This window comes from Thermomicrobiales bacterium (assembly GCA_037045155.1).
GTDB lineage: Bacteria > Chloroflexota > Chloroflexia > Thermomicrobiales > CFX8 > JAMLIA01.
Genome location: JBAOIG010000005.1, coordinates 468480 through 486291, shown reverse-complemented (window position 1 = coordinate 486291; position 17812 = coordinate 468480). Strand labels below are relative to the sequence as shown.

15 protein-coding genes are annotated in these 17812 nt (G+C 64.2%); 7 read left to right on the top strand and 8 right to left on the bottom strand.

The features are described 5' to 3' along the window. Positions 1 to 585 precede the first annotated feature (585 nt). Together V9F06_12410 and V9F06_12405 are read right to left on the bottom strand one after the other, a co-directional pair. Positions 586 to 1473: a neutral zinc metallopeptidase gene (locus V9F06_12410; GenBank protein ID MEI2618407.1), complete on the bottom strand. Its 888-nt coding sequence runs from the start codon at positions 1471 to 1473 to the stop codon at positions 586 to 588. Positions 1474 to 1766: 293 nt separating this feature from the next. Continuing rightward, the gene (locus V9F06_12405; protein MEI2618406.1) at positions 1767 to 2516 is read right to left on the bottom strand and encodes a dienelactone hydrolase family protein; all 750 of its coding nucleotides are present in this window, start codon (positions 2514 to 2516) and stop codon (positions 1767 to 1769) included. A gap of 304 nt (positions 2517 to 2820) precedes the next feature. Here V9F06_12405 and V9F06_12400 point away from each other — a divergent pair, with 304 nt between their 5' ends. The 3 genes from V9F06_12400 (at position 2821) to V9F06_12390 (ending at position 6584) form a co-directional block, all read left to right on the top strand. Next, complete coding sequence (locus tag V9F06_12400) at positions 2821 to 4620, top strand: ABC transporter substrate-binding protein (protein MEI2618405.1); 1800 nt, start codon at positions 2821 to 2823, stop codon at positions 4618 to 4620. 89 nt (positions 4621 to 4709) lie between these two features. Further along, positions 4710 to 5636, top strand: coding sequence for an ABC transporter permease (locus V9F06_12395; protein MEI2618404.1), 927 nt, complete (start codon positions 4710 to 4712; stop codon positions 5634 to 5636). 45 nt (positions 5637 to 5681) lie between these two features. Next, a complete protein-coding gene (locus tag V9F06_12390; GenBank protein MEI2618403.1) occupies positions 5682 to 6584 on the top strand; it encodes an ABC transporter permease in 903 nt (300 codons plus the stop codon). 284 nt (positions 6585 to 6868) lie between these two features. Here V9F06_12390 and V9F06_12385 read toward each other — a convergent pair whose 3' ends face one another. Beyond that, positions 6869 to 8122 carry a polysaccharide deacetylase family protein gene (locus V9F06_12385; GenBank protein MEI2618402.1) on the bottom strand — a complete coding sequence of 418 codons (1254 nt, stop codon included), beginning with the start codon at positions 8120 to 8122 and terminating at the stop codon, positions 6869 to 6871. A gap of 120 nt (positions 8123 to 8242) precedes the next feature. Continuing rightward, entirely contained in the window at positions 8243 to 9229 is a 987-nt protein-coding gene (locus tag V9F06_12380; protein MEI2618401.1) for a zinc-dependent alcohol dehydrogenase family protein, read from the bottom strand. A gap of 141 nt (positions 9230 to 9370) precedes the next feature. Between V9F06_12380 and V9F06_12375 the strand changes: the two genes are divergently transcribed. Continuing rightward, positions 9371 to 10249: an LLM class flavin-dependent oxidoreductase gene (locus tag V9F06_12375; GenBank protein ID MEI2618400.1), complete on the top strand. Its 879-nt coding sequence runs from the start codon at positions 9371 to 9373 to the stop codon at positions 10247 to 10249. A 3-nt stretch (positions 10250 to 10252) separates the two neighbouring features. Here the strand turns inward: V9F06_12375 and V9F06_12370 are convergent, their stop codons facing one another. Further along, positions 10253 to 10933, bottom strand: coding sequence for an SDR family NAD(P)-dependent oxidoreductase (locus V9F06_12370; GenBank protein MEI2618399.1), 681 nt, complete (start codon positions 10931 to 10933; stop codon positions 10253 to 10255). A gap of 131 nt (positions 10934 to 11064) precedes the next feature. On the opposite strand from V9F06_12370, the gene V9F06_12365 reads away from it, so the two are divergent. Both V9F06_12365 and V9F06_12360 read left to right on the top strand, forming a co-directional pair. Further along, positions 11065 to 11622, top strand: a complete 558-nt coding sequence (locus V9F06_12365; GenBank protein ID MEI2618398.1) for a GNAT family protein — start codon at positions 11065 to 11067, stop codon at positions 11620 to 11622. Positions 11623 to 12021: 399 nt separating this feature from the next. Beyond that, positions 12022 to 13917: a peptide ABC transporter substrate-binding protein gene (locus tag V9F06_12360; protein ID MEI2618397.1), complete on the top strand. Its 1896-nt coding sequence runs from the start codon at positions 12022 to 12024 to the stop codon at positions 13915 to 13917. A 57-nt stretch (positions 13918 to 13974) separates the two neighbouring features. Here the strand turns inward: V9F06_12360 and V9F06_12355 are convergent, their stop codons facing one another. The 3 genes from V9F06_12355 to V9F06_12345 form a co-directional block, all read right to left on the bottom strand. Then, the gene (locus V9F06_12355) at positions 13975 to 14796 is read right to left on the bottom strand and encodes an alpha/beta hydrolase (protein MEI2618396.1); all 822 of its coding nucleotides are present in this window, start codon (positions 14794 to 14796) and stop codon (positions 13975 to 13977) included. Positions 14797 to 14809: 13 nt separating this feature from the next. After that, positions 14810 to 16069: an NAD(P)/FAD-dependent oxidoreductase gene (locus tag V9F06_12350; GenBank protein MEI2618395.1), complete on the bottom strand. Its 1260-nt coding sequence runs from the start codon at positions 16067 to 16069 to the stop codon at positions 14810 to 14812. A gap of 115 nt (positions 16070 to 16184) precedes the next feature. After that, positions 16185 to 16901 (bottom strand): hypothetical protein, encoded by a 717-nt coding sequence (locus V9F06_12345; protein MEI2618394.1) that lies wholly within the window; start codon positions 16899 to 16901, stop codon positions 16185 to 16187. A gap of 555 nt (positions 16902 to 17456) precedes the next feature. Here V9F06_12345 and V9F06_12340 point away from each other — a divergent pair. Next, entirely contained in the window at positions 17457 to 17621 is a 165-nt protein-coding gene (locus tag V9F06_12340; protein ID MEI2618393.1) for a hypothetical protein, read from the top strand. The last annotated feature ends 191 nt before the right edge of the window (positions 17622 to 17812 follow it).

Below are 17812 nucleotides of genomic sequence, written 5' to 3'. Positions count from 1 at the left end.
GGTGCGAATACCGATCTGCCATCCGGGTGGACACGCCGCTCCTTTACCATGCTGAATCGACCGTAGTGATACTGTCACCCTTGGCGGTGCCGCTGGTTCTGTCACTCTCGAGGTGCCACTGGTTCTGTCATTCTGAGCGGAGCGAAGAATCCGTTCCTCTCCGTCGGCTGCGAACGAACGCGAGGAAACGGATCCTTCGGCTGAGCGGGCGCCCTCCGGGCCGTGGATGACAGAGAACCGGGAGGCTGCCGATCTGACAAATCCACGGCGGTCGACAACTCAATGGGCTGTCAACGTCAGACTGTCCGATCGGCAGCCCGCCCCTTCTCCTGTCATCCTGAGCCGCGGCGAAGGATCTCCCACCGGTTCGGTACCAGTCCAACGCAGGAGAGATCTTTCGCGTGCGCGCTCAAGATGACAGGGCACGGGGTGGCTGCCGCGCCAACGTATGTGCCACTGTGACGTTGACGACCTACTGAGTCGCAGCAGTGATGCTGCGGCCTCAGAATGACAGGAGGTCATGCCGCTACCGAATTAACGCCGTCGTATCGGCGCGCGAACGTGGCACATCACTCACTGCTGTTGCTAAATCCCTCCGCTGAACGTGTCGCACTTGGTCGGGTCGCCGGTCTTGTAGCCGTTCATGAACCAGGTCTGGCGTTGCTGGGCGGAGCCGTGGGTCCAGGTCTCGGGGTTGACGCGACCCTGGAACTCCTTCTGAATGCGGTCGTCGCCGACGGCGGCGGCGGCATCGAGGCCGGTGCGGATGTCGTCGTCAGTCAGCGGTTCGAGGTAGCCAGTTGCCGCGGCGTTCTGCGCCCAGACTCCCGCGTAGCAGTCGGCCTGCAGCTCCGTCCGGACTGCCGCGCTCTGCGGCCCCTGGCGGTCCTGCTGCGATCGGCCGAGGATGCCCTCGATGTCCTGGATGTGGTGGCCGTACTCGTGGGCTAGCACGTACGCCTCGGCGAACGGCCCGCCCTGCGCGCCGAACTTCGTCCGCAGGTCGTCGAAGAACCCGAGGTCGAGGTAGACCTGCTTGTCAGTCGGGCAGTAGAACGGCCCCACCTCCGAGCTGGCGTAGCCGCAGCCGGTCTGGGTTGCCTGCGAGAAGAGGACGGTCTTCGACTGCGTGTAGTCGAGCCCGTACTTCGGCAACTCCTGATTCCAGTAGGCCTGGATACTGTTCACGTAGCCGACGATCTGGCAGTCGCGCTGTGCGTTAGCATCCGCGCCGGTCTGGCACTCTGCCGCGACGGTGCGCTGCTGTGCCGACTGGCCGGCCGGCGCCTGCTGCGGCTGGATGCCGGTGTTGCTGTCGAGCGGGTTGCCGCCCAACAGCATGACGACGATGAGGATGATCAGCCCGAGACCGCCGCCAACGCCGCCGACCGCGGCACCGCGCGGAATACTACCGCCGCGCCGGTCCTCGATCTGAGACGGATCGAGCTTCGCCTGATCCCTGAACTTCGCCATAGCCACCCCCACTCGGCCGTTGCGTGGCCAATCGCTCGACGTACTGAATCCCAATTATCATGAATCACTCAGACGCCATTGTGTCACGCTGCGATCGCGCCGATGTGCCGTCCAGCGCCAGCAGTCATGCAATAGCGCGCCGAACACGCCAGCCGTCCCACCCAGGCGTGGCCGGACCGCAATGCGCCGATGGGCGCAATCGCGAATTCAGGAGGATCGATCAGCGCCGCAGCCCACGGGGCCAGTCGCCCACGGGTGCGATGGATTCTACCGGTGGAGTTTACCCACCGTGCTCACCCGCGCGTTGGCGGATCGCCGATAAAGCCGAGTATCTGCTTCCAGGCGTCCTCGCAGGCGGCGGCGTGTTCGTGGAACGTGCGGTCGAAGAAGGAGTGCGGCGCGCCATCGTAGACGACCATCGTGTGCGGCACGCCGGCCTCGCTCAGCTCGCCGTCGAAGCGCTCGAACTCCTCAACCGGCGTGAAGTCGGCCCCGGCCACCAGCAGCAACAGTGGCGCGGCCATCCGGTCGAGGTACGGTCGGACGCGCTCCGGCACGCCGTAGAACCCGATTGCGCCGGCCAAACCGGGCTGAGTAGCCGATTGACGCCACGAGGCGGCCCCGCCGAAGCAGAATCCGACAGTGAAGACCCGCTCGGCTGCCCCACCGTCCGGCGTCCTGACGTGCGCGATTGCTGCTGCTACGTCGGCGTCGACGCCCTCTGGCGTCGTCTGCTCGACGTGCGGGCGGAAGGCGAAGCCCTCGTCGCGATTGTCAGTCTCGGCGGTGCGGCCGAAGTAGTCGAAGGCGACCGCGTGGATTCCGGCGGTCGCGAACTGGTCGGCAAGCTCCTTGTAGAACGCGAAGAGCCCGCGGACATCCGGCAGGATCACGACGCCCGCGCCGCCCGGCTGGGCTGCCTGGGCTGCGTAGGCCATGAACCGGTTGCCGTCGCTTGCCTCAAGCGTCAGGTCGCCGCTAGCGGCGATGCTCCCGCCAGAGACTGGCGGCAGTGGTGGTCGGGCGTCGTCCGTGTAGCACATCTTGCATCTTCCTCCGCTGTGATTGTCGATGGTGTAAGTACGGTAGCAGAATTCTTGCCAGAGCAGTCATGACGGTCGCTGGCTGGCTGCCCGACCATGGGGGCGAAGGTAGAAAGACCAGTGCAGTATTGTGGCCGGCGGTGTCATACGCTATTGTGTGATCCACGGGACGCACAAAGTCGTCCAATGCTCGGTGGTTCGCCGTCGGGCGAATGGCGATCCGGTCATAGTTTGCTCCGGCGTGGTTAGTCGCGCCCACCGTGGCTCGTCGTCGTGGTGTGGTGTGTAGGGAAGGGTGCTCGACATGGACACGATGTCTCGGCTACAGGGCATTCTCAGTAACGGCGTGCCCGTCAGCCGGCGTGATGTACTCAAACGGGGCGCCGTGATTACGGTCAGTGTCCCGGTGGTGGCGTCGCTATTGGCGGCGTGTGGCGGAAGCAGTAACGAGAAAGCGGCAACCTCGACCCCGAGCGAAGCGCGACCGACCGCCACCCAGGGGGTCGTGCCGACGACCGGCACCGGAGGCGGCGGAGGGAGCGCGTCCCCGACGACCAGCGCCAGTCCTGAGGCGGGCGGCGGCGCCGGAACCCCGATCAAGGGCGGCACGATGGTCGTCCAGGGCCATCAGGAAATCGCCTCGCTGCACCCCGACGACCAGGGACCGACCGTCCACTATGTTATGATCCGGGCAATCCACGAGCCACTGATCGACCTCGATTATGACTACCAGATCGTTCCGATCCTGGCCGAGAGCTACGAGGCCGCGCCGGACGGCACAAAATACACCTTCAAGATGCACTCCGGTGTCACCTGGCAGGATGGCCAGCCGCTCACGTCCAAGGATGCCAAGTACAACGTCGATTGGTACAAGGATCCAGCGAATGCAGCGGTGATGGGCTCTGACTTCGCGGAAGTTGGTGACGTCGAGACGCCGGACGACACGACAATAGTCATCAATATGACCAAGGTCAATGCCGCGTTCCTGGCTGGCGTGATGCCGGCCATGATGCTGGTGCCCGAACATATCCAGAGCAAGACCGGCAAGGATAACTACACCAGCCAGGCGACTGGCACTGGGCCATTCAAGCTGAAGGAATGGGTCGCAGCCGAGCAGACGACTCTCGAAGCGTATGACAACTACTGGGGCGGTCGAGCCAATATCGACACCTACCGCGAGGAGGTCGTCCCGGAGGGATCGGTGCGGGCGATTGCGCTACGTACTGGCAAGTCCGACTTCGCCGTCTGGCCGGTCCAGGCAGAGGACAACCTCAAGTTCATTCAGGAGGCGAAGTTCGACGTCAACCGTGCGGCCGGCACGGCGGTGAATCACTTCCCACTCAACAACCAGAAGCCGTCGCTTTCCGACAAGGTTGTGCGCCAGGCGATGATGACGGCGATTGACCGTGATCGTCTGATCAATGATCTGGAGAAAGGATTGGCCGTCAAGGCGACCGCAAACCTGTCGCCAGCGGTTGTGTTCTTTTACAACCCCGACGTGACGAAGTACGACCACAATCCGGACGCGGCCAAGAAGCTGCTGGACGACGCCGGCTACGCGCCCGGCTCGGATGGCATTCGCGAAAAGAACGGCGTCAAGCTCACCTTCACCTGTACCGTCATTACCGGCGACCAGCGGCGACGACCAGAGGCAGAGGTTGTTCAGCAGGATCTGAAGGCGATCGGTATCGACATGCAGATCGACGAGAAGCCGGTTGCCACAATTCTCGATGGGCTGCCGAAGGGGACCCTTGACGCGTCGTTGTTCAACTGGACCTACGGCGTCTCCGAGCCGGACGCCCGCACGACCCTGCGCTCCGACGCGTCGCGGAACTTCTCCAGCTACCGCAACCCGGAGATGGACAAGCTCCTCGATGACGGCGTCCACACGGTCGATCCGACTGAGCGACAGCGCATATACAAAGAGATCCAGGCGATAATCGCGGAAGACGTTCCTTTCCTCTACATCATGTTCTGGGAGGACATCGGCGTCTGGAACAAGCGCATCCAGGGGCGGCCGAAGCACGCCAATAACTCGACCTTCTACTACGCGAACGTGTACAAGTTCTGGATCGATGAGTCGTTGGATAGTTCCAAGGCGTAATCGTGGCGACGGCGCTCGGTCCCGGCCGGATTCTGCCGGCCGGGATCGCAGTGACCGACCTTTTCTCTGATGAGCAGTGAGGTTGCGCGATGGTCGCCTACCTGATACGCCGCTCGCTTCACGGCCTGCTGGTGATCTTTCTGGTCAGCATCGTAACGTTCGGCATTATGCAGATCGCGCCAGGAAATCCGATTGATGTGATGGTCGGACAGGCGCGTGTCTCCCAGGAGCAGATCGATCAGATCAAGCACAAGTGGGGCCTCGATCGGCCGTGGTACGAGCAGTACTTCACCTGGGCCGGCAACATCGCGCGGGGCGACTTCGGGAAGTCGGTTGTGCGCACGAGCGTGCCGGTCAGCACGATGGTGCGCCAGGCTGCCGGGGTAACCATCAAGCTGAACGCGGCGTCGTTCTTGCTGTCCACGATTATCGCTATTCCAGTGGGCATCCTGGCTGCGATTCGACGGAACTCGATCTTCGACTATGTCGCCGCCGTCGGTTCGACGCTGGGCGTAGCGCTGCCGTCCTTCTGGATTTCGCTGATGCTGATCATTCTGTTTTCATTGAAGCTGGGCTGGCTGCCACCGAATGGCACCCAGAGCTGGAAGAACTTCATCCTGCCAGTCGCGGTCCTTTCAGCGCAGGAAACGGCGTTGCTGGCACGGCTGACACGTGGCGCGACACTGGAGATTCTGCGCCAGGATTATGTGACGACGGCGCGGTCCAAGGGGCTGTCCGAGTTCGTCATCGTCCTGCGACACGTGGTGCGCAACGCCCTGCTGCCGGTTATCACCGTCCTGGGCCTGCGACTGGCCTTTATGCTCAGCGGCACGATCGTCGTCGAGACGGTCTTCGGTATGCCAGGGTTGGGTCGGTTGTTCATTGACTCGGTCTTCCGGCTCGATTACCAGGTTATTCAGGCGATCGTATTGATCTCGAGCCTCGTCGTTGTGGTGATGAACATCCTGACCGACCTGATGTACGCGTACGTGGACCCGCGCATTCGCATTCGCTAACGCGGAGTGAAATGGCGGGATGCGCCGGAGGGGCCGCGCATGGTCATGAGGCCAACGGAAGGGACACTGGCGGAGAGTGCTTCGGCGTCGGACCGCGGCCGGGGGCGACAGTCGGAGCTGTCGCGCTCGTGGCGGCGGTTCAAGCGCTATCGACCGGGTCTGGCCGGGACATTCCTCATCCTCCTGCTGATCCTGATTGCCATTTTTGCGCCAGTCCTGGCGCCGTACTCTCCGGAGAAGGTCGATACTTCCCGGATGGGCGAGGCGCCGTCGTGGTCGCACCCGCTCGGATTCGACGGAATCGGCCGCGATGTGCTGAGTCGTACGATCTATGGGACGCGGGTCGCTCTGCTGGTCGGACTGCTATCAACCCTCATCTCGGTCGTCATCGGCGTCGCAGTGGGAGCATCCGCAGGCTTCTTCGGCGGCACGATCGACACCGTGCTCTCCCGTATCGTTGACACACTGATGGCGTTCCCGCTTCTGGTGCTGCTTGTGACGCTCTCCGCTGTCTTCTCTCCCAGCCTGAAGACGACGATCATCGTCATCGGCGTTAGCGTCTGGGCGTCGTATGCCCGGCTCGTGCGAGCCGATGTTCTCAGTCTGCGAGAGCGTGACTTCATCCAGTCGGCACGCGCAGCCGGGGCGACCAACGCGCGTATCATCTGGCGCCATGTCGTGCCGAACGTGCTTGGGCCGGTCATCGTCATCGCGACGCTCGGCGTCGGCGGCATCATTATCCTCGAGGCAGCGTTGTCATTTCTTGGTCTCGGCGTCCAGCCGCCGACGCCGTCGTGGGGTGGCGACCTGTCCTCGGCGCGACAGTACCTGGAAATCTACCCGCATATGGCCATCGCGCCGGGGATCATGATCACGATCACTGTCCTCGCCTTCAACCTGCTGGGCGACGGGTTGCGTGACGCGCTCGACCCGCGCCAGCGGGAATAGTCGGCTGGTGATCTCCCGAGGATGATGACGACCGCCGCAACGACGTCGGTGTCGCCTTCTGGCGACGCATTCAGCACTCGTCTGTTCCGGTCGGCGATCGTGATGCGACTGATCGATCCGGCACGCTCGACAGACGCCGGTCCTTGTGAAGCGAGATTCCGGCCCTGTTCTCAACCCACGTCGACCGAACCGTCGTCGTGCCTGCCGCCATCTCCTGCGTTGATCCCAGCGCATGACGACGGGACTTGTGGGGTCGTGGCCCGTCACCATGCGCTGGTTGTTGATTAGTACCCAGCGTCCATCGCCTGACGCCCCAGGTGGCCGCCGAGGACGTTCCACGGGGGGCGATTCTCCGGGTGATACTCGAAGCGGGCGCGTTCGAAGTACTGGACGGTGTAGACGTCGCCCGTTTCCCGGTTGCGCTCCTGGAACTCCTCGCTGATCGGATATCCGAAGATCTCCAGTCCACCGTGAGACACCCAGTAGTCGCGGAAGCCGAAGCAGAGTCGGTGGCCAGTTGGCTGGTAGAAGTTACAGTTCGCGTCGGACGATGCCACGATTCGCTGGAATGGCTTTTCACCTCCGCGGCCCGCCGTTAGCTGGACGCCCAGCAGGCCGAGCAGCACGTCGTAGCGCGCCGGCCAGACCCCCGGATGCAGCTCCATCCGCACCCGCTCGAAGTACTGCATCTGGACGCCATCGCGCGTGAACACATCGGAGATCGGAAAGCCGAAGCTGGCCAGCCCACCGAAGCCGTTCCAGTAACGCAGGAAGTTGCCCGAGACGGTGTGGCCTGTTTCGGGGAAGTAGCGTGACGTCGGCGCGATGAAGTCGCGCACCGTCTGGAAACGATAGCCGCGCGCGCGGAGCTGGTCGATCATCGCCGGCAGCGCCGCTGCGTCCTGCGAGGCTGCGCCGACGTGCATCAGCACGATCCCGCCCGGCGTTGCCTGGTCGAGCGTCTTCTGGACGATCTGGCTGCTGGTCGCGCCGTTCCAGCCCATCGTGTCGGTCGTCCACATCACGCTAACCGTGTAACCGTTCGCCGCCAGGTCGTTGAGTGTCGATTGGTTGTACTCACCATACGGTGGGCGGAAGTACGGCTTCATCCAGACGCCGGTCTGAGAATGGACGAGATCCTCGGTTCGGCTGAGCTGACTGGCCCGCTCGGCGGAGGAGATCTGCGGGAAGTGCGGGTGGTCCCACGAGTGATTGATCAGCTGATGCCCGTCGTTGACCATCCGACGGACGAGATCGGGGTTCGCCTGCGCCCAGACACCGGTCATCCCGAACGACGCCTTGACATCCTTGCTCGCCAGTGTGTCGAGGATCTGCTTCGCATAGCCAGTATCGGATCCTGCGTCGAACGTGAGCGCCATGACCTTCTCGGTTGTGTCGAACTTGCGAACTGTCAGCACCTCGGCGGCCGCGACGTTCTGCGGCGCGACGGTCAGCGCCGGCCCGATCGTGATGATCGCCAACAATAGCGCCAGCGCCAGGCGGGCGAGGACGCGGGATCGGGATCCTCCGCGTGACATCTTGACCTGCTTTCCTTCAGCCGTGCCAGCCGTATCACTCGATATAACGCTCCGAGCAGATGGCAGGTAACGGATCTTGCTGAAGCCTCAGCGCAACCCGCCGGCGATTGTCGCTCGTGGTCAGCCACCCACCAGTAGCACTGCCGCCCCCTGAAATCGGCCGGCCCGGAGGTCAGCCAGCGCCTCGTTGGCCTGCTCCAGAGGATACGTCGTTACGTCGGTCCGGATTGGGACACGTGGCGCGATGGCCAGGAACTCCTCACCATCCTGCCGGGTCAGATTGGCGATCGAGCGGATTTCGCGCTCACCCCAGAGAATGTCATATGGGAAGCTGGGGATGTCGCTCATGTGAATCCCGGCGCACACGACGACTCCTCCCTTCGCCAGCGCTCGAAGCGCGGTGGGCACGAGGTCGCCGGCCGGCGCGAAGATGATCGCGGCGTCCAGCTCAACCGGTCGCTCGTCGGATCCGCCGGCCCAGAGCGCGCCGAGTGAGCGGGCAAACTGCTGGCTGGCCTCGTCACCGGGGCGGGTGAAAGCGTAGACCTCGCGCCCCTGCCAGACAGCTACCTGAGTGACGATGTGCGCCGCTGCGCCGAAACCATAAAGCCCCAGCCGGCGTGCCTCCCCGGTCTTTCGGAGCGCTCGGTAGCCGATCAGCCCGGCGCAGAGCAGGGGCGCGGCGGCGAGATCGTCGAACTCCTCGGGGATGGGAAATGTGAAGCGCTCGTCGGCGACCGCCAGCTCGGCATAGCCGCCGTCGATATCGTAGCCGGTGAACCGGGCGTTATCGCAGAGATTCTCTCGTCCGCTCAGGCAGTAGCCGCAGGTTCCATCGGTGCTGCCCAGCCACGGCACTCCCACCCGCTCGCCTGGCCAGTCGCGGGTGACGCCGGAGCCGGCCGCGACGACCGTCCCGACGATCTGATGCCCTGGCACGAGCGGCAGCTTTGGCTCGGTCAACTCACCGTCGACGATGTGCAGGTCGGTCCGGCAAATGCCGCAGGCGTGGACGCGGATCAGCACCTGGCCGGCTTCAGGCGTCGGGTCCGGCAGCTCCGCGAGCTCCAGTGGCTGGCCGGCCTCGCGGAGGATCATTGCTCGCATCGATCGCACTCCCTTCGGTTGCAGTGCGTATTCAGTCGTCATCCTCTGGCGCGCGAGCGGGCTCTGGACGCCTGGCCGCGACTCTGCAACAGTTGTGACCGATCTTCCGACGCGAGGAAGTGCATCAAGGAGAAGCTTCTGATGACTGCGACAACCCCATCGATCCGGTTCGGCCTGCGTTGTAGCCAGCATCATCGCACCTGGGCGGATCTCAAGCGTGCCTTCCAGGCGGCCGATGCCTGGGGGCTGGAGTCCGCCTGGGTCTTCGACCATATCATCCCGCTGACCGATCCGCGCACGGGCCCGAATATGGACGGCTGGACGTTGCTGGCCGGCCTCGCCGAGGCGACCAGTAACGTGTTGATCGGCCCGATGGTAACCGGCATCACCTATCGCAATCCCGGCCTCGTGCTCAAGTCGGCGGTGACTGTCGACCACATCTCGAATGGACGCTGTCTGCTCGGGGTTGGCGCTGCCTGGTTTGGCGGCGAGCACGAGATGTACGGCATCGAGTTCCCACGAGACGGCGTGCGCGTTTCGATGCTCGCCGAGGCGCTCGAGGTTTTCGAGCTGCTCCAGACCGAGGAGTATGCGAACTACGACGGCAAGTACTACCAGCTCCGCGAAGCGCCGTTCTTCCCGAAGCCGATTCAGCAGCGAAACGGCAAGCCCCATCTGCCGGTCGTCATTGGCGGCTCGGGCGAACGGATGCTGGGAATCATCGCGCGTCATGCCGATTGGTGGGACAACAACTTCTCCGACGAAGCACAATATCGAGAACGCGTGACGCGGCTCGAGGATGCCTGCGCCAGGCTTGGCCGCGACCCGCTGGAGATTCGCCGTTCGACCACACTCGCGGCCGATTTCATCAGTAAGCCCGAGGCCGAACAGCGCGAGAAGCTCGCGTCACTTCGCGCGCTCGGCATCACCGACTTCCTCTTCCACATTCCCGACGATATCGCCGATTTCAAGCCAGTCGCCGAAGGGCTGATCCCGAAGCTGCGCGAGGAGTGGAAGTAGGCGTTACTCGACGGGAATGGCTGCCCCCCGGATGACCCCGGCCGGCTCGCTGCAAAGAAACGCGATCACCTCGCCGATCTGCGCCGGCTTGATCCAGTTATCCGGGTTTGCCTTCGGCATTGCCTCGCGGTTCTGCGGGGTGTCGATTGTCTCCGGCAGGACACAGTTGACCGTCACACCGGTCCGACGGAGCTCCCGGCCCAGTGAGCCGGTAAACGCGATGACCGATGCCTTTGCTGCCGCGTAGGCAGCCGTATTCGGCGATGGGTTGACGGCAGAGCGAGCGCCGATGGTGACGATGCGGCCGTAGTCGCGCTCGACCATGCCCGGCAGCGCGGCGCGGATTACCGACACCGCGGTCTGGACGTTCAGCTCGACCAGCTCGCGCCAGGTCTGATTGTCCGTCTGGATGAACGTAGCGCCGTGAAACCCGCCGACGAGGCAGACGAGCGCGTCGATACGACCATGCCGGGCGATGATCCGTTCAACCAGCGGTTCGGCCGTGCCCGGCGACAGCAGATCGGCGACCTCGACCTCGATCCCCTCCGTTGCGGACGGCGTCGGCCGGTGCGCGGTGGTCACAACCGTTGCTCCCTCGCGGGCGAGCACCGGCAACACTCCGCTGCCCAGCGACCCGGTGCCGCCTGTCACCAGCACGATCCGTCCATCCAGTATTCCTGCCATAGTGCGACCCCTTCCGTCTCTTCCTGTCGCCGATTGTACGCAGATCGCCTGCTACGCCGCGGTCAGTCCGTGTCGGATGATGGCAAACTGAGTCCCAGACGCGTTCATGTGCGAGACGGAGTGGACGGGCTGTGCAGATCGAGACCGAGCGGCTCACGTTGCGTGAGTTTGTGCCTCACGACTGGCAGGCGATGGCTCACTACTGGGCCGATCCACGCTACGCCCGCTTCTATCCCGAACGCGACAACGCTGGGGCATTCGTCCGTGTGCTGGTCGATCGCTTCGTTGCCGCTCAGGGGGACGATCCTCGTCTGGCCTGGCAACTTGCCATTGTCGAGCGAGCGAGCGGCACGATGATCGGCAACTGCGGTATCCGAATCAACGACCCGGCGGTTCGTGAGGCGAATATCGGGTACGAGCTGAATCCCGCATTCTGGGGCCTTGGCTACGCGACCGAGGCGGCTGCATCGATTCTGCGCTTCGGATTCCAGGACCTTCAGCTGCATCGAATCTGGGCCGAATGCATCTCCGAGAATTCTGGCTCGATTCGTGTGCTGGAGAAGCTCGGCATGCGCCGCGAGGGCCACTTTCACCAGCATCAATGGTTCCACGAGCGCTGGTGGGACACGCTTGTCTACGCGATCCTCGAGCAAGAGTGGCCGGCGCTGGCTGCTGTCTCGGTGGGTTGATATCCCCGTTTCGTGACTCACGCGAATGTTGCCCAGGACTCTTGACATACCATGGCAGACACGCATACCCTGCTGCGAACCGCATCTGGCAGATCCTCGGCGCGCTCGACAGCGAGCCGCCATCCGAGGAGCAACAGCTGCCGGGTTGCGTGAATGGCGACGTGGTGGCCCGGCGATGACTGCCGGCACTGGCCATTCTGCGGACCATGCGAGCCCGCCCGCGACTTCCAGCACGACCGCGTATTGCGCGGAACCCCGCCTCGGCCCCGGACTCCTGTGTCCGGCGTCGTTGGCATCCATTCTTCGGCTCTTCGACGAGTGATGGCCGCTCGTCCGGGCAGGTTGGCTCGCCGGAACCGCTCGATTCCGGCGTCGGGGGTACAGGGGTAAGGAGTCTCGATGAAGCGTTCGGACTATCTCAGCGACACGATGGACGATCTGCTACGCCAGGCGCAGACGGGCCGGCTCAACCGGCGAGCGCTCCTCCGGCGTGGTGTCGCGCTCGGCCTCAGCGCGCCAGCGATCGCGGCGCTGCTGGCGGCATGCGGCGGTGATGACGAGAAGAAGACGACACCGGCGCCGCAGCCGACCACGGCTGCGCCCGCGCCAACGACTGCGCCATCGGGCGGGGGCGAGGCTTCGCCGACCGCTGCCGCGCCGGTAGCCCCGACCGAAGTGGCATCGCCGACAGCGGAGCCGGCCGCCAAGGCCGGCGGTGGGGGGTTGCTCCGTATTCTTCAGTGGCAGGCGCCGACGATGCTGAACCCGCATCTGGCGACCGGCTACAAGGACTACGACGCCTCCCGCGTCGCCTATCAGCCGCTGGCGGACTTCGATTTCGATGGCAAGGCCGTGCCGATCCTGGCAACCGAGTTTCCAACAGTTGCGAACGGCAACGTGAGCGACGATGGCCTTTCGGTCACCTGGAACCTGCGCAAGGACGTGACCTGGCACGATGGCACGCCATTCACCTCGAAGGACGTCAAGTTCACCTGGGAGTACGCGTCGGATCCGGAAACTGCCGCAGTTACCAGGAACGTGTTCGCCTCGATTGCCTCAATTGACACCCCCGATGACTACACGGTGGGAATCACATTCTCCAAGCCGAACCCGGCAGGCTTCGAAGTATTTACCGGGCGCAACGGCATGATCCTGCCGGAGCATATCTTCCGGGAGTTCATGGGCACGGAGTCGCGCAACGCGAGCGCCAACCTCAAGCCGGTCGGGACTGGCCCGTTTATGGTCACCGAGTTCCGCCCGGGCGATGTTGTGCTCTACAACCGCTACGAGGGCTACTGGGAAGCAGGCAAGCCGTTCTTCGATAAGGTCGAGCTGAAGGGTGGCGGCGACGCGCTTGCCGCAACACGCGCGGTGTTGCAGACCGGCGAGGCCGACTGGGCCTGGGGCGCGGGCGGCGACCCCAAAGTGGTGGCCGAGCTGGAGAAGGAGAAGGCCGGCAAGCTGACCCGGCGCGATGCTATTACTGGCGATCGTGTCGCAGTTCAGTTCGCGGATCCGCGCGCGGAGGTCGACGGCGCTCGCGCCGAGCCAGGGACCGAGCACCCGCTGTTCAAGAACAAGGACGCGCGCCAGGCTATCGCTCTCTGTATCCCACGCGACGTGCTGGCGGCAGAGATCTACGGCAATGGCGCGAAGCCAGTCTCGAACAATCTCGCTGCTCCGAAGCGCTTCGTCTCCCCCAACACCACGTGGGAGTTCAACCCCGACAAGGCCAAGGAATTGCTATCGGCCATTCCCGAGGCGGCAGGATTCAAGCTGCTGTTCCAGACATCGGTAACTGCAACACGCCAGAAGGCGCAGGAGGTCATCAAGCAGTACCTCACACAGGTCGGCTTCGATGTCGAGCTGAAGTCGATCGACGCTGCTGTCTTCTTCTCGGCGGATGCCGGCAACCCCGACACCTACACGAAGTTCTACGCCGACCTGGAGATCTTTACCTACGCGCCCGATAGCCTCTACCCGATTGGCTATATGCGACGATACGCGACATCCGGCATCAGCCAGAAATCCAATAACTGGAGTGGGATCAACGTCACGCGATACTCGAACCCGGAGTACGACAAGCTCCACGAGCAGGCCAAATCCGAGATGAATCCCGACACGCAGAACGAGCTATTCATCGCGATGAACGACATCTCGGTCAACGACTACGTCGAGATTCCACTGGTTCTCCCCCAGGGCCTCACCGCAGCGGCCTCCAACCTGACCGGATATGACCCGACTTCCTGGACCAGTCCGTACTGGGACATCGCCAACTGGCGACGCGAGGGGTAGATCATTGTCGGGTGGCCGGCTGCGGTGCGCGCCGCGGCCAGCCACCCGATATCTCGTTCAGTGTCGCGCAGCCAGGAACTCCAGAAGCAGTCGGTTGAACCGCTCCGACTCGTCCGTCTGGAGCCAGTGGCCGGCGTCGTCGAACCGTTCGTATTGCCAACTGCCGCGTACCTGCGTCTCGGAACGGCTCATCGCGTCCTCAGCCAGGTAGCGGTCGTGCGCGCCGAATACCCCGAGTGTGTCCGCGCGAACGGCCGGCAATGCGCTCCGTCCGCCAGATAGACGCTCGATCGGGAGATTCGCTCGATACCAATTGAGCCCGGCACTGAGTGCGCCGGGCGCCGACAGGGTGGTGCGGTGGCGCTCGAAGTTGGACTGGCCATCGAGCAGGGCGCGCATCAGATACCAGTCATCCTGCTGAAGCACCGTCTCGGCGGAGTCAGATAGAAACAACAGGCGGTACCACCCTTTTTGTAACGCCTCGATCGTCGGTCTGGTCACCGCTCCGGGATGTCCGACCGACAGAGCTACAAGGCTGCTAACTCGGTCCGGCAGATACGCCGCCAATGACCAGGCCATCACCGCGCCCCAGTCATGTCCGACGACGTGGGCGCGCTCGACGCCGAGCGCGCCCATGATCGCGACGACGTCCTGGACGATGTTTGGCAGCGCGTAGTCCTCGACCCACGCCGGCTGTTCCGTGTTCCCGCGCCCCCGTAAGTCCGGCGCGATCGTGCGAAATCCGGCGTCGCCCAGCGCGGAAATCTGAGCGCGCCACATCTCCGCCGTGTCCGGGAATCCGTGCAGTAGCAGCACCGCTGGCCCGTCTCCCTCGACGATGACGTGGTGCGATAGTCCGTTGGCATCGATCTGTGGCATCGCAACCGCTTCCTTATCCTGCTGCCACCGGCACGCTCGTGGCAGCGTCCCGGAATCCGATCGCGTTCTGTTGGAGGATTGGCCGCAGATGCGCCGGCAGGGCGTCTTCGACCAAGCCGGGGAAGAGGGCCGGGACAACACGAGCGATCGCAGGAGATGACAACATCGCCCGGAGGTAGGTCATTGCCGTGTCAGACGTCCGACCCAGCGTGGTAAACCAGAGAGTCAATCGGTAGAGAGGCATCAATGCTTCGTCGCGTTGCTGCTGGAACCCCGCCATCGTGGTGTCCCAGCCACCGCCGTTCAGTGCGCGGTCGAGCGCGCCAGCGAGCCAGAACGATTGCCCCAACGCGTCACCCATGCCGACGCCGGTGCTCGGGTCCATCAGCAGGCCGGCGTCGCCGGTCAACACCCAGCCCGGGCCATAGGGTTTGCGGATGTAGTTCTCGACGCCTCGTGTCCCGATCATCCGTCCGGTAAGGCGCGCGTTGGCGAACCGTGTCCCCATCGTTGGCAGTGCGCGGAACATACGCTCGAACGACGCCTGCGGGGACGTACGCATCTCAGCAAACTCGGCCGGTTGTAACTCGAACGCGATGCAGTCCATGCCAGGCTGCATGGGGAACAGAAAGCCGATATGGTCACCGACGAAGAACAGCTCCAATGCTGTGTCGGGGAGTGGCTCGATCCCTTCGTAGTACCCGTAGTAAGCTGGCCGTATTGCTGGCGTGGACTCGTATGTCTCCGCTTGAACCCAACGGGCCACATCCGAGTACTTTCCGTCGGCGCCGACGACGACTGTCGCATGTACGTCCTCGGTTACCCCGCCTGGCGTCGTGATACGCGCGCCGATGACCCGGCCATCCTCCTCGATCAACCCGACGACGCGGGTTCGCTCGCGGAATTCGACCGACCCGTGGCGCGTTGCGTGCTCGATCAACAGTGAGTCGAGGTGAGCGCGACGAGGCGCGAGCGCGAACGAGTCGCCGGGGCCGATCGGCGCTTCGAACAGGCAGTCCTCGATGTATGACCTTGCCCGGGTGATGCGTCGAAACCCGGCGGCCTCGACTTCCGCAAGGATGCCGAGGTGTTTGAGAAGATCGACATGCCAGTGCGACATGTAGTGCGTGGACATTGTGTCGCTCGGGAATCGGTCCCGATCGACCATCAGGACGCGGTGGCCACGCTGCCCAAGCAGCAGGCCGAGGCTGGCGCCAGCGACGCGGGCGCCGACGATGAGGACATCGTACGCAGGGGTTGAGGAATCGCTCATTCGGCGAGGCTCCCTTCGGCAACAACGCAATAGGACGACGAGGAGCTACCCAATCTCAAACATAATAGCGAATAAGCTTGCGATGACAAGCCCCACAAAGTCCCGAGGGTGCGCGTCATGGTTTGGCGGCGATGGGTAAGGATCGTCGCCAGGGATGGTCGATGGTGGGCTTGCCGTTGACGATGGTTTTGGGTCGGCTGGGTCGTTCGACGATGTCGACGGCAGGGTGCGGAACTGCGCACGCGGCCGGTGTCGGCGCCTGGCCCGAGGCACGACGGGCCTGACGACGGTGACTGGCACGGACGCGGGCGGCACGCCGCCAGGCCTGCCAGAGGGTCGGCCATCCCTCCTCCCAGCGCTGATTACACTCGAGTGTCCGCAACGCCAGCATTGGATTGACGTTGGCGCGCGCCCAGTGCATCCCACTCCCCTTCAGCCGGGCCTCGACCAGCAGCTTGTTGGCGCTCTCCACACACCCACTGCCGATCGGATACCCCGCCGCGACAAAGGTGTCGTAGCGTATCTGCTCGATCCGCGCGGCCAGATAGTCGTGGTTCTGCTGGATCAGCGTCCGCGCCTCCGACCCGCAGTGCGGCGCTTCACCGAGCGTCGCGAGCCGATCGAGCACCTGCTGTTCGTCGCCATGGCGTAACGCCTGGGCCTGCTGGCCGAGCCACTCGCTGGCAGACGACGTGCCCGCCCCGTAGACGGCGTGCGCCACCTGCCCCAGGTGCTCCAGCGCATGGGCGAAGTCAAGCACCCGGACCGCATCGAATCGCTGCGTGTCAATGAACCCCTGGCACCAGGCCGCCCCATCGACGACGGCGACCACCGTCCGGGCCGAAGCTGTCCCCGGCGCTGTGTCTCGATCGTCGCCAGACGGGTGAACGTCTCCGCATCCGCCAGCCGTGAGAAATAGGATAGCTCCTGCGTCCGGACCCCGGTCGCCCTGGCCTCGACCGTGCCAATGGCCAGCGTCTTGACCTCGGCCCAGGTTCCGCCGACCAGCGGCGCCATCGCCCCATCAACGCTGAGCAGTTGCACCGCCGGACCCGCTGGCGCGGCGGGAAGCTCCCGTTCCAGCCGCGCCACCTCCGCACGCTCCACTTGCTCCTGCATCGCGCCGGCCACCTCCGTCAGCCGTCGCACGGTGGCGGCGCTGACCGTGACCCCGGTGAAGTGCTGCAGGATCTCCGGCGCCTGCGCGAAGGGCAGCAACGTGCCCAGCCGCACAATGCTCTCAACGAGCCACGGCGTGAAGGCCACCCCACTCAGGAGCCCTAGCGTCTCATCCAGGGGGGAAAAGCCCGGCCCCACAGGCCGGACAGCGCTGATACGACCGCTCCACGGTCAGCGGCTCGTCCCCCTGCGTCACCAGGCGCCGCACATGCTGGCCATGCGCCACGAGCGGCCGGCCACAATCGGGACATACGCCCGCAGGGTTCGGCATGGCCGTGACGGCCTCTCGCAGGATCTGCGCACGACCCGCCCGCAGACGCCGATCCAGTTCGATTTCCAGCTCCGTCAGGGTCGCGGCGGGATGCGCGCTTAGCCAGGCGCGGAACTCCGCCTCGATTGTGCCCAGTCCTTGGTCGCTCGCTCGCTCGTCTGGCATTGGTGGCTCCTCAGGTGCTCGGCTCCGATGATCGCTCCCCCAGCATACCGCTCACCACCATCACGCCAAACCATGACGCGCACCCAAGTCCCGAGACCACAGGGTGGAGTCGTGCACGCTCAGTGAGA

Excerpts from the sequence above, each read along its gene's own strand:
- V9F06_12410 (MEI2618407.1), bottom strand. The coding sequence starts at position 1,473 with ATGGCGAAGTTCAGGGATCAGGCGAAGCTCGATCCGTCTCAGATCGAG.
- V9F06_12405 (MEI2618406.1), bottom strand. The coding sequence starts at position 2,516 with ATGTGCTACACGGACGACGCCCGACCACCACTGCCGCCAGTCTCTGGC.
- V9F06_12400 (MEI2618405.1), top strand. The coding sequence starts at position 2,821 with ATGGACACGATGTCTCGGCTACAGGGCATTCTCAGTAACGGCGTGCCC.
- V9F06_12395 (MEI2618404.1), top strand. The coding sequence starts at position 4,710 with ATGGTCGCCTACCTGATACGCCGCTCGCTTCACGGCCTGCTGGTGATC.
- V9F06_12390 (MEI2618403.1), top strand. The coding sequence starts at position 5,682 with ATGAGGCCAACGGAAGGGACACTGGCGGAGAGTGCTTCGGCGTCGGAC.
- V9F06_12385 (MEI2618402.1), bottom strand. The coding sequence starts at position 8,122 with ATGTCACGCGGAGGATCCCGATCCCGCGTCCTCGCCCGCCTGGCGCTG.
- V9F06_12380 (MEI2618401.1), bottom strand. The coding sequence starts at position 9,229 with ATGCGAGCAATGATCCTCCGCGAGGCCGGCCAGCCACTGGAGCTCGCG.
- V9F06_12375 (MEI2618400.1), top strand. The coding sequence starts at position 9,371 with ATGACTGCGACAACCCCATCGATCCGGTTCGGCCTGCGTTGTAGCCAG.
- V9F06_12370 (MEI2618399.1), bottom strand. The coding sequence starts at position 10,933 with ATGGCAGGAATACTGGATGGACGGATCGTGCTGGTGACAGGCGGCACC.
- V9F06_12360 (MEI2618397.1), top strand. The coding sequence starts at position 12,022 with ATGAAGCGTTCGGACTATCTCAGCGACACGATGGACGATCTGCTACGC.
- V9F06_12355 (MEI2618396.1), bottom strand. The coding sequence starts at position 14,796 with ATGCCACAGATCGATGCCAACGGACTATCGCACCACGTCATCGTCGAG.
- V9F06_12350 (MEI2618395.1), bottom strand. The coding sequence starts at position 16,069 with ATGAGCGATTCCTCAACCCCTGCGTACGATGTCCTCATCGTCGGCGCC.
- V9F06_12340 (MEI2618393.1), top strand. The coding sequence starts at position 17,457 with ATGCTGGCCATGCGCCACGAGCGGCCGGCCACAATCGGGACATACGCC.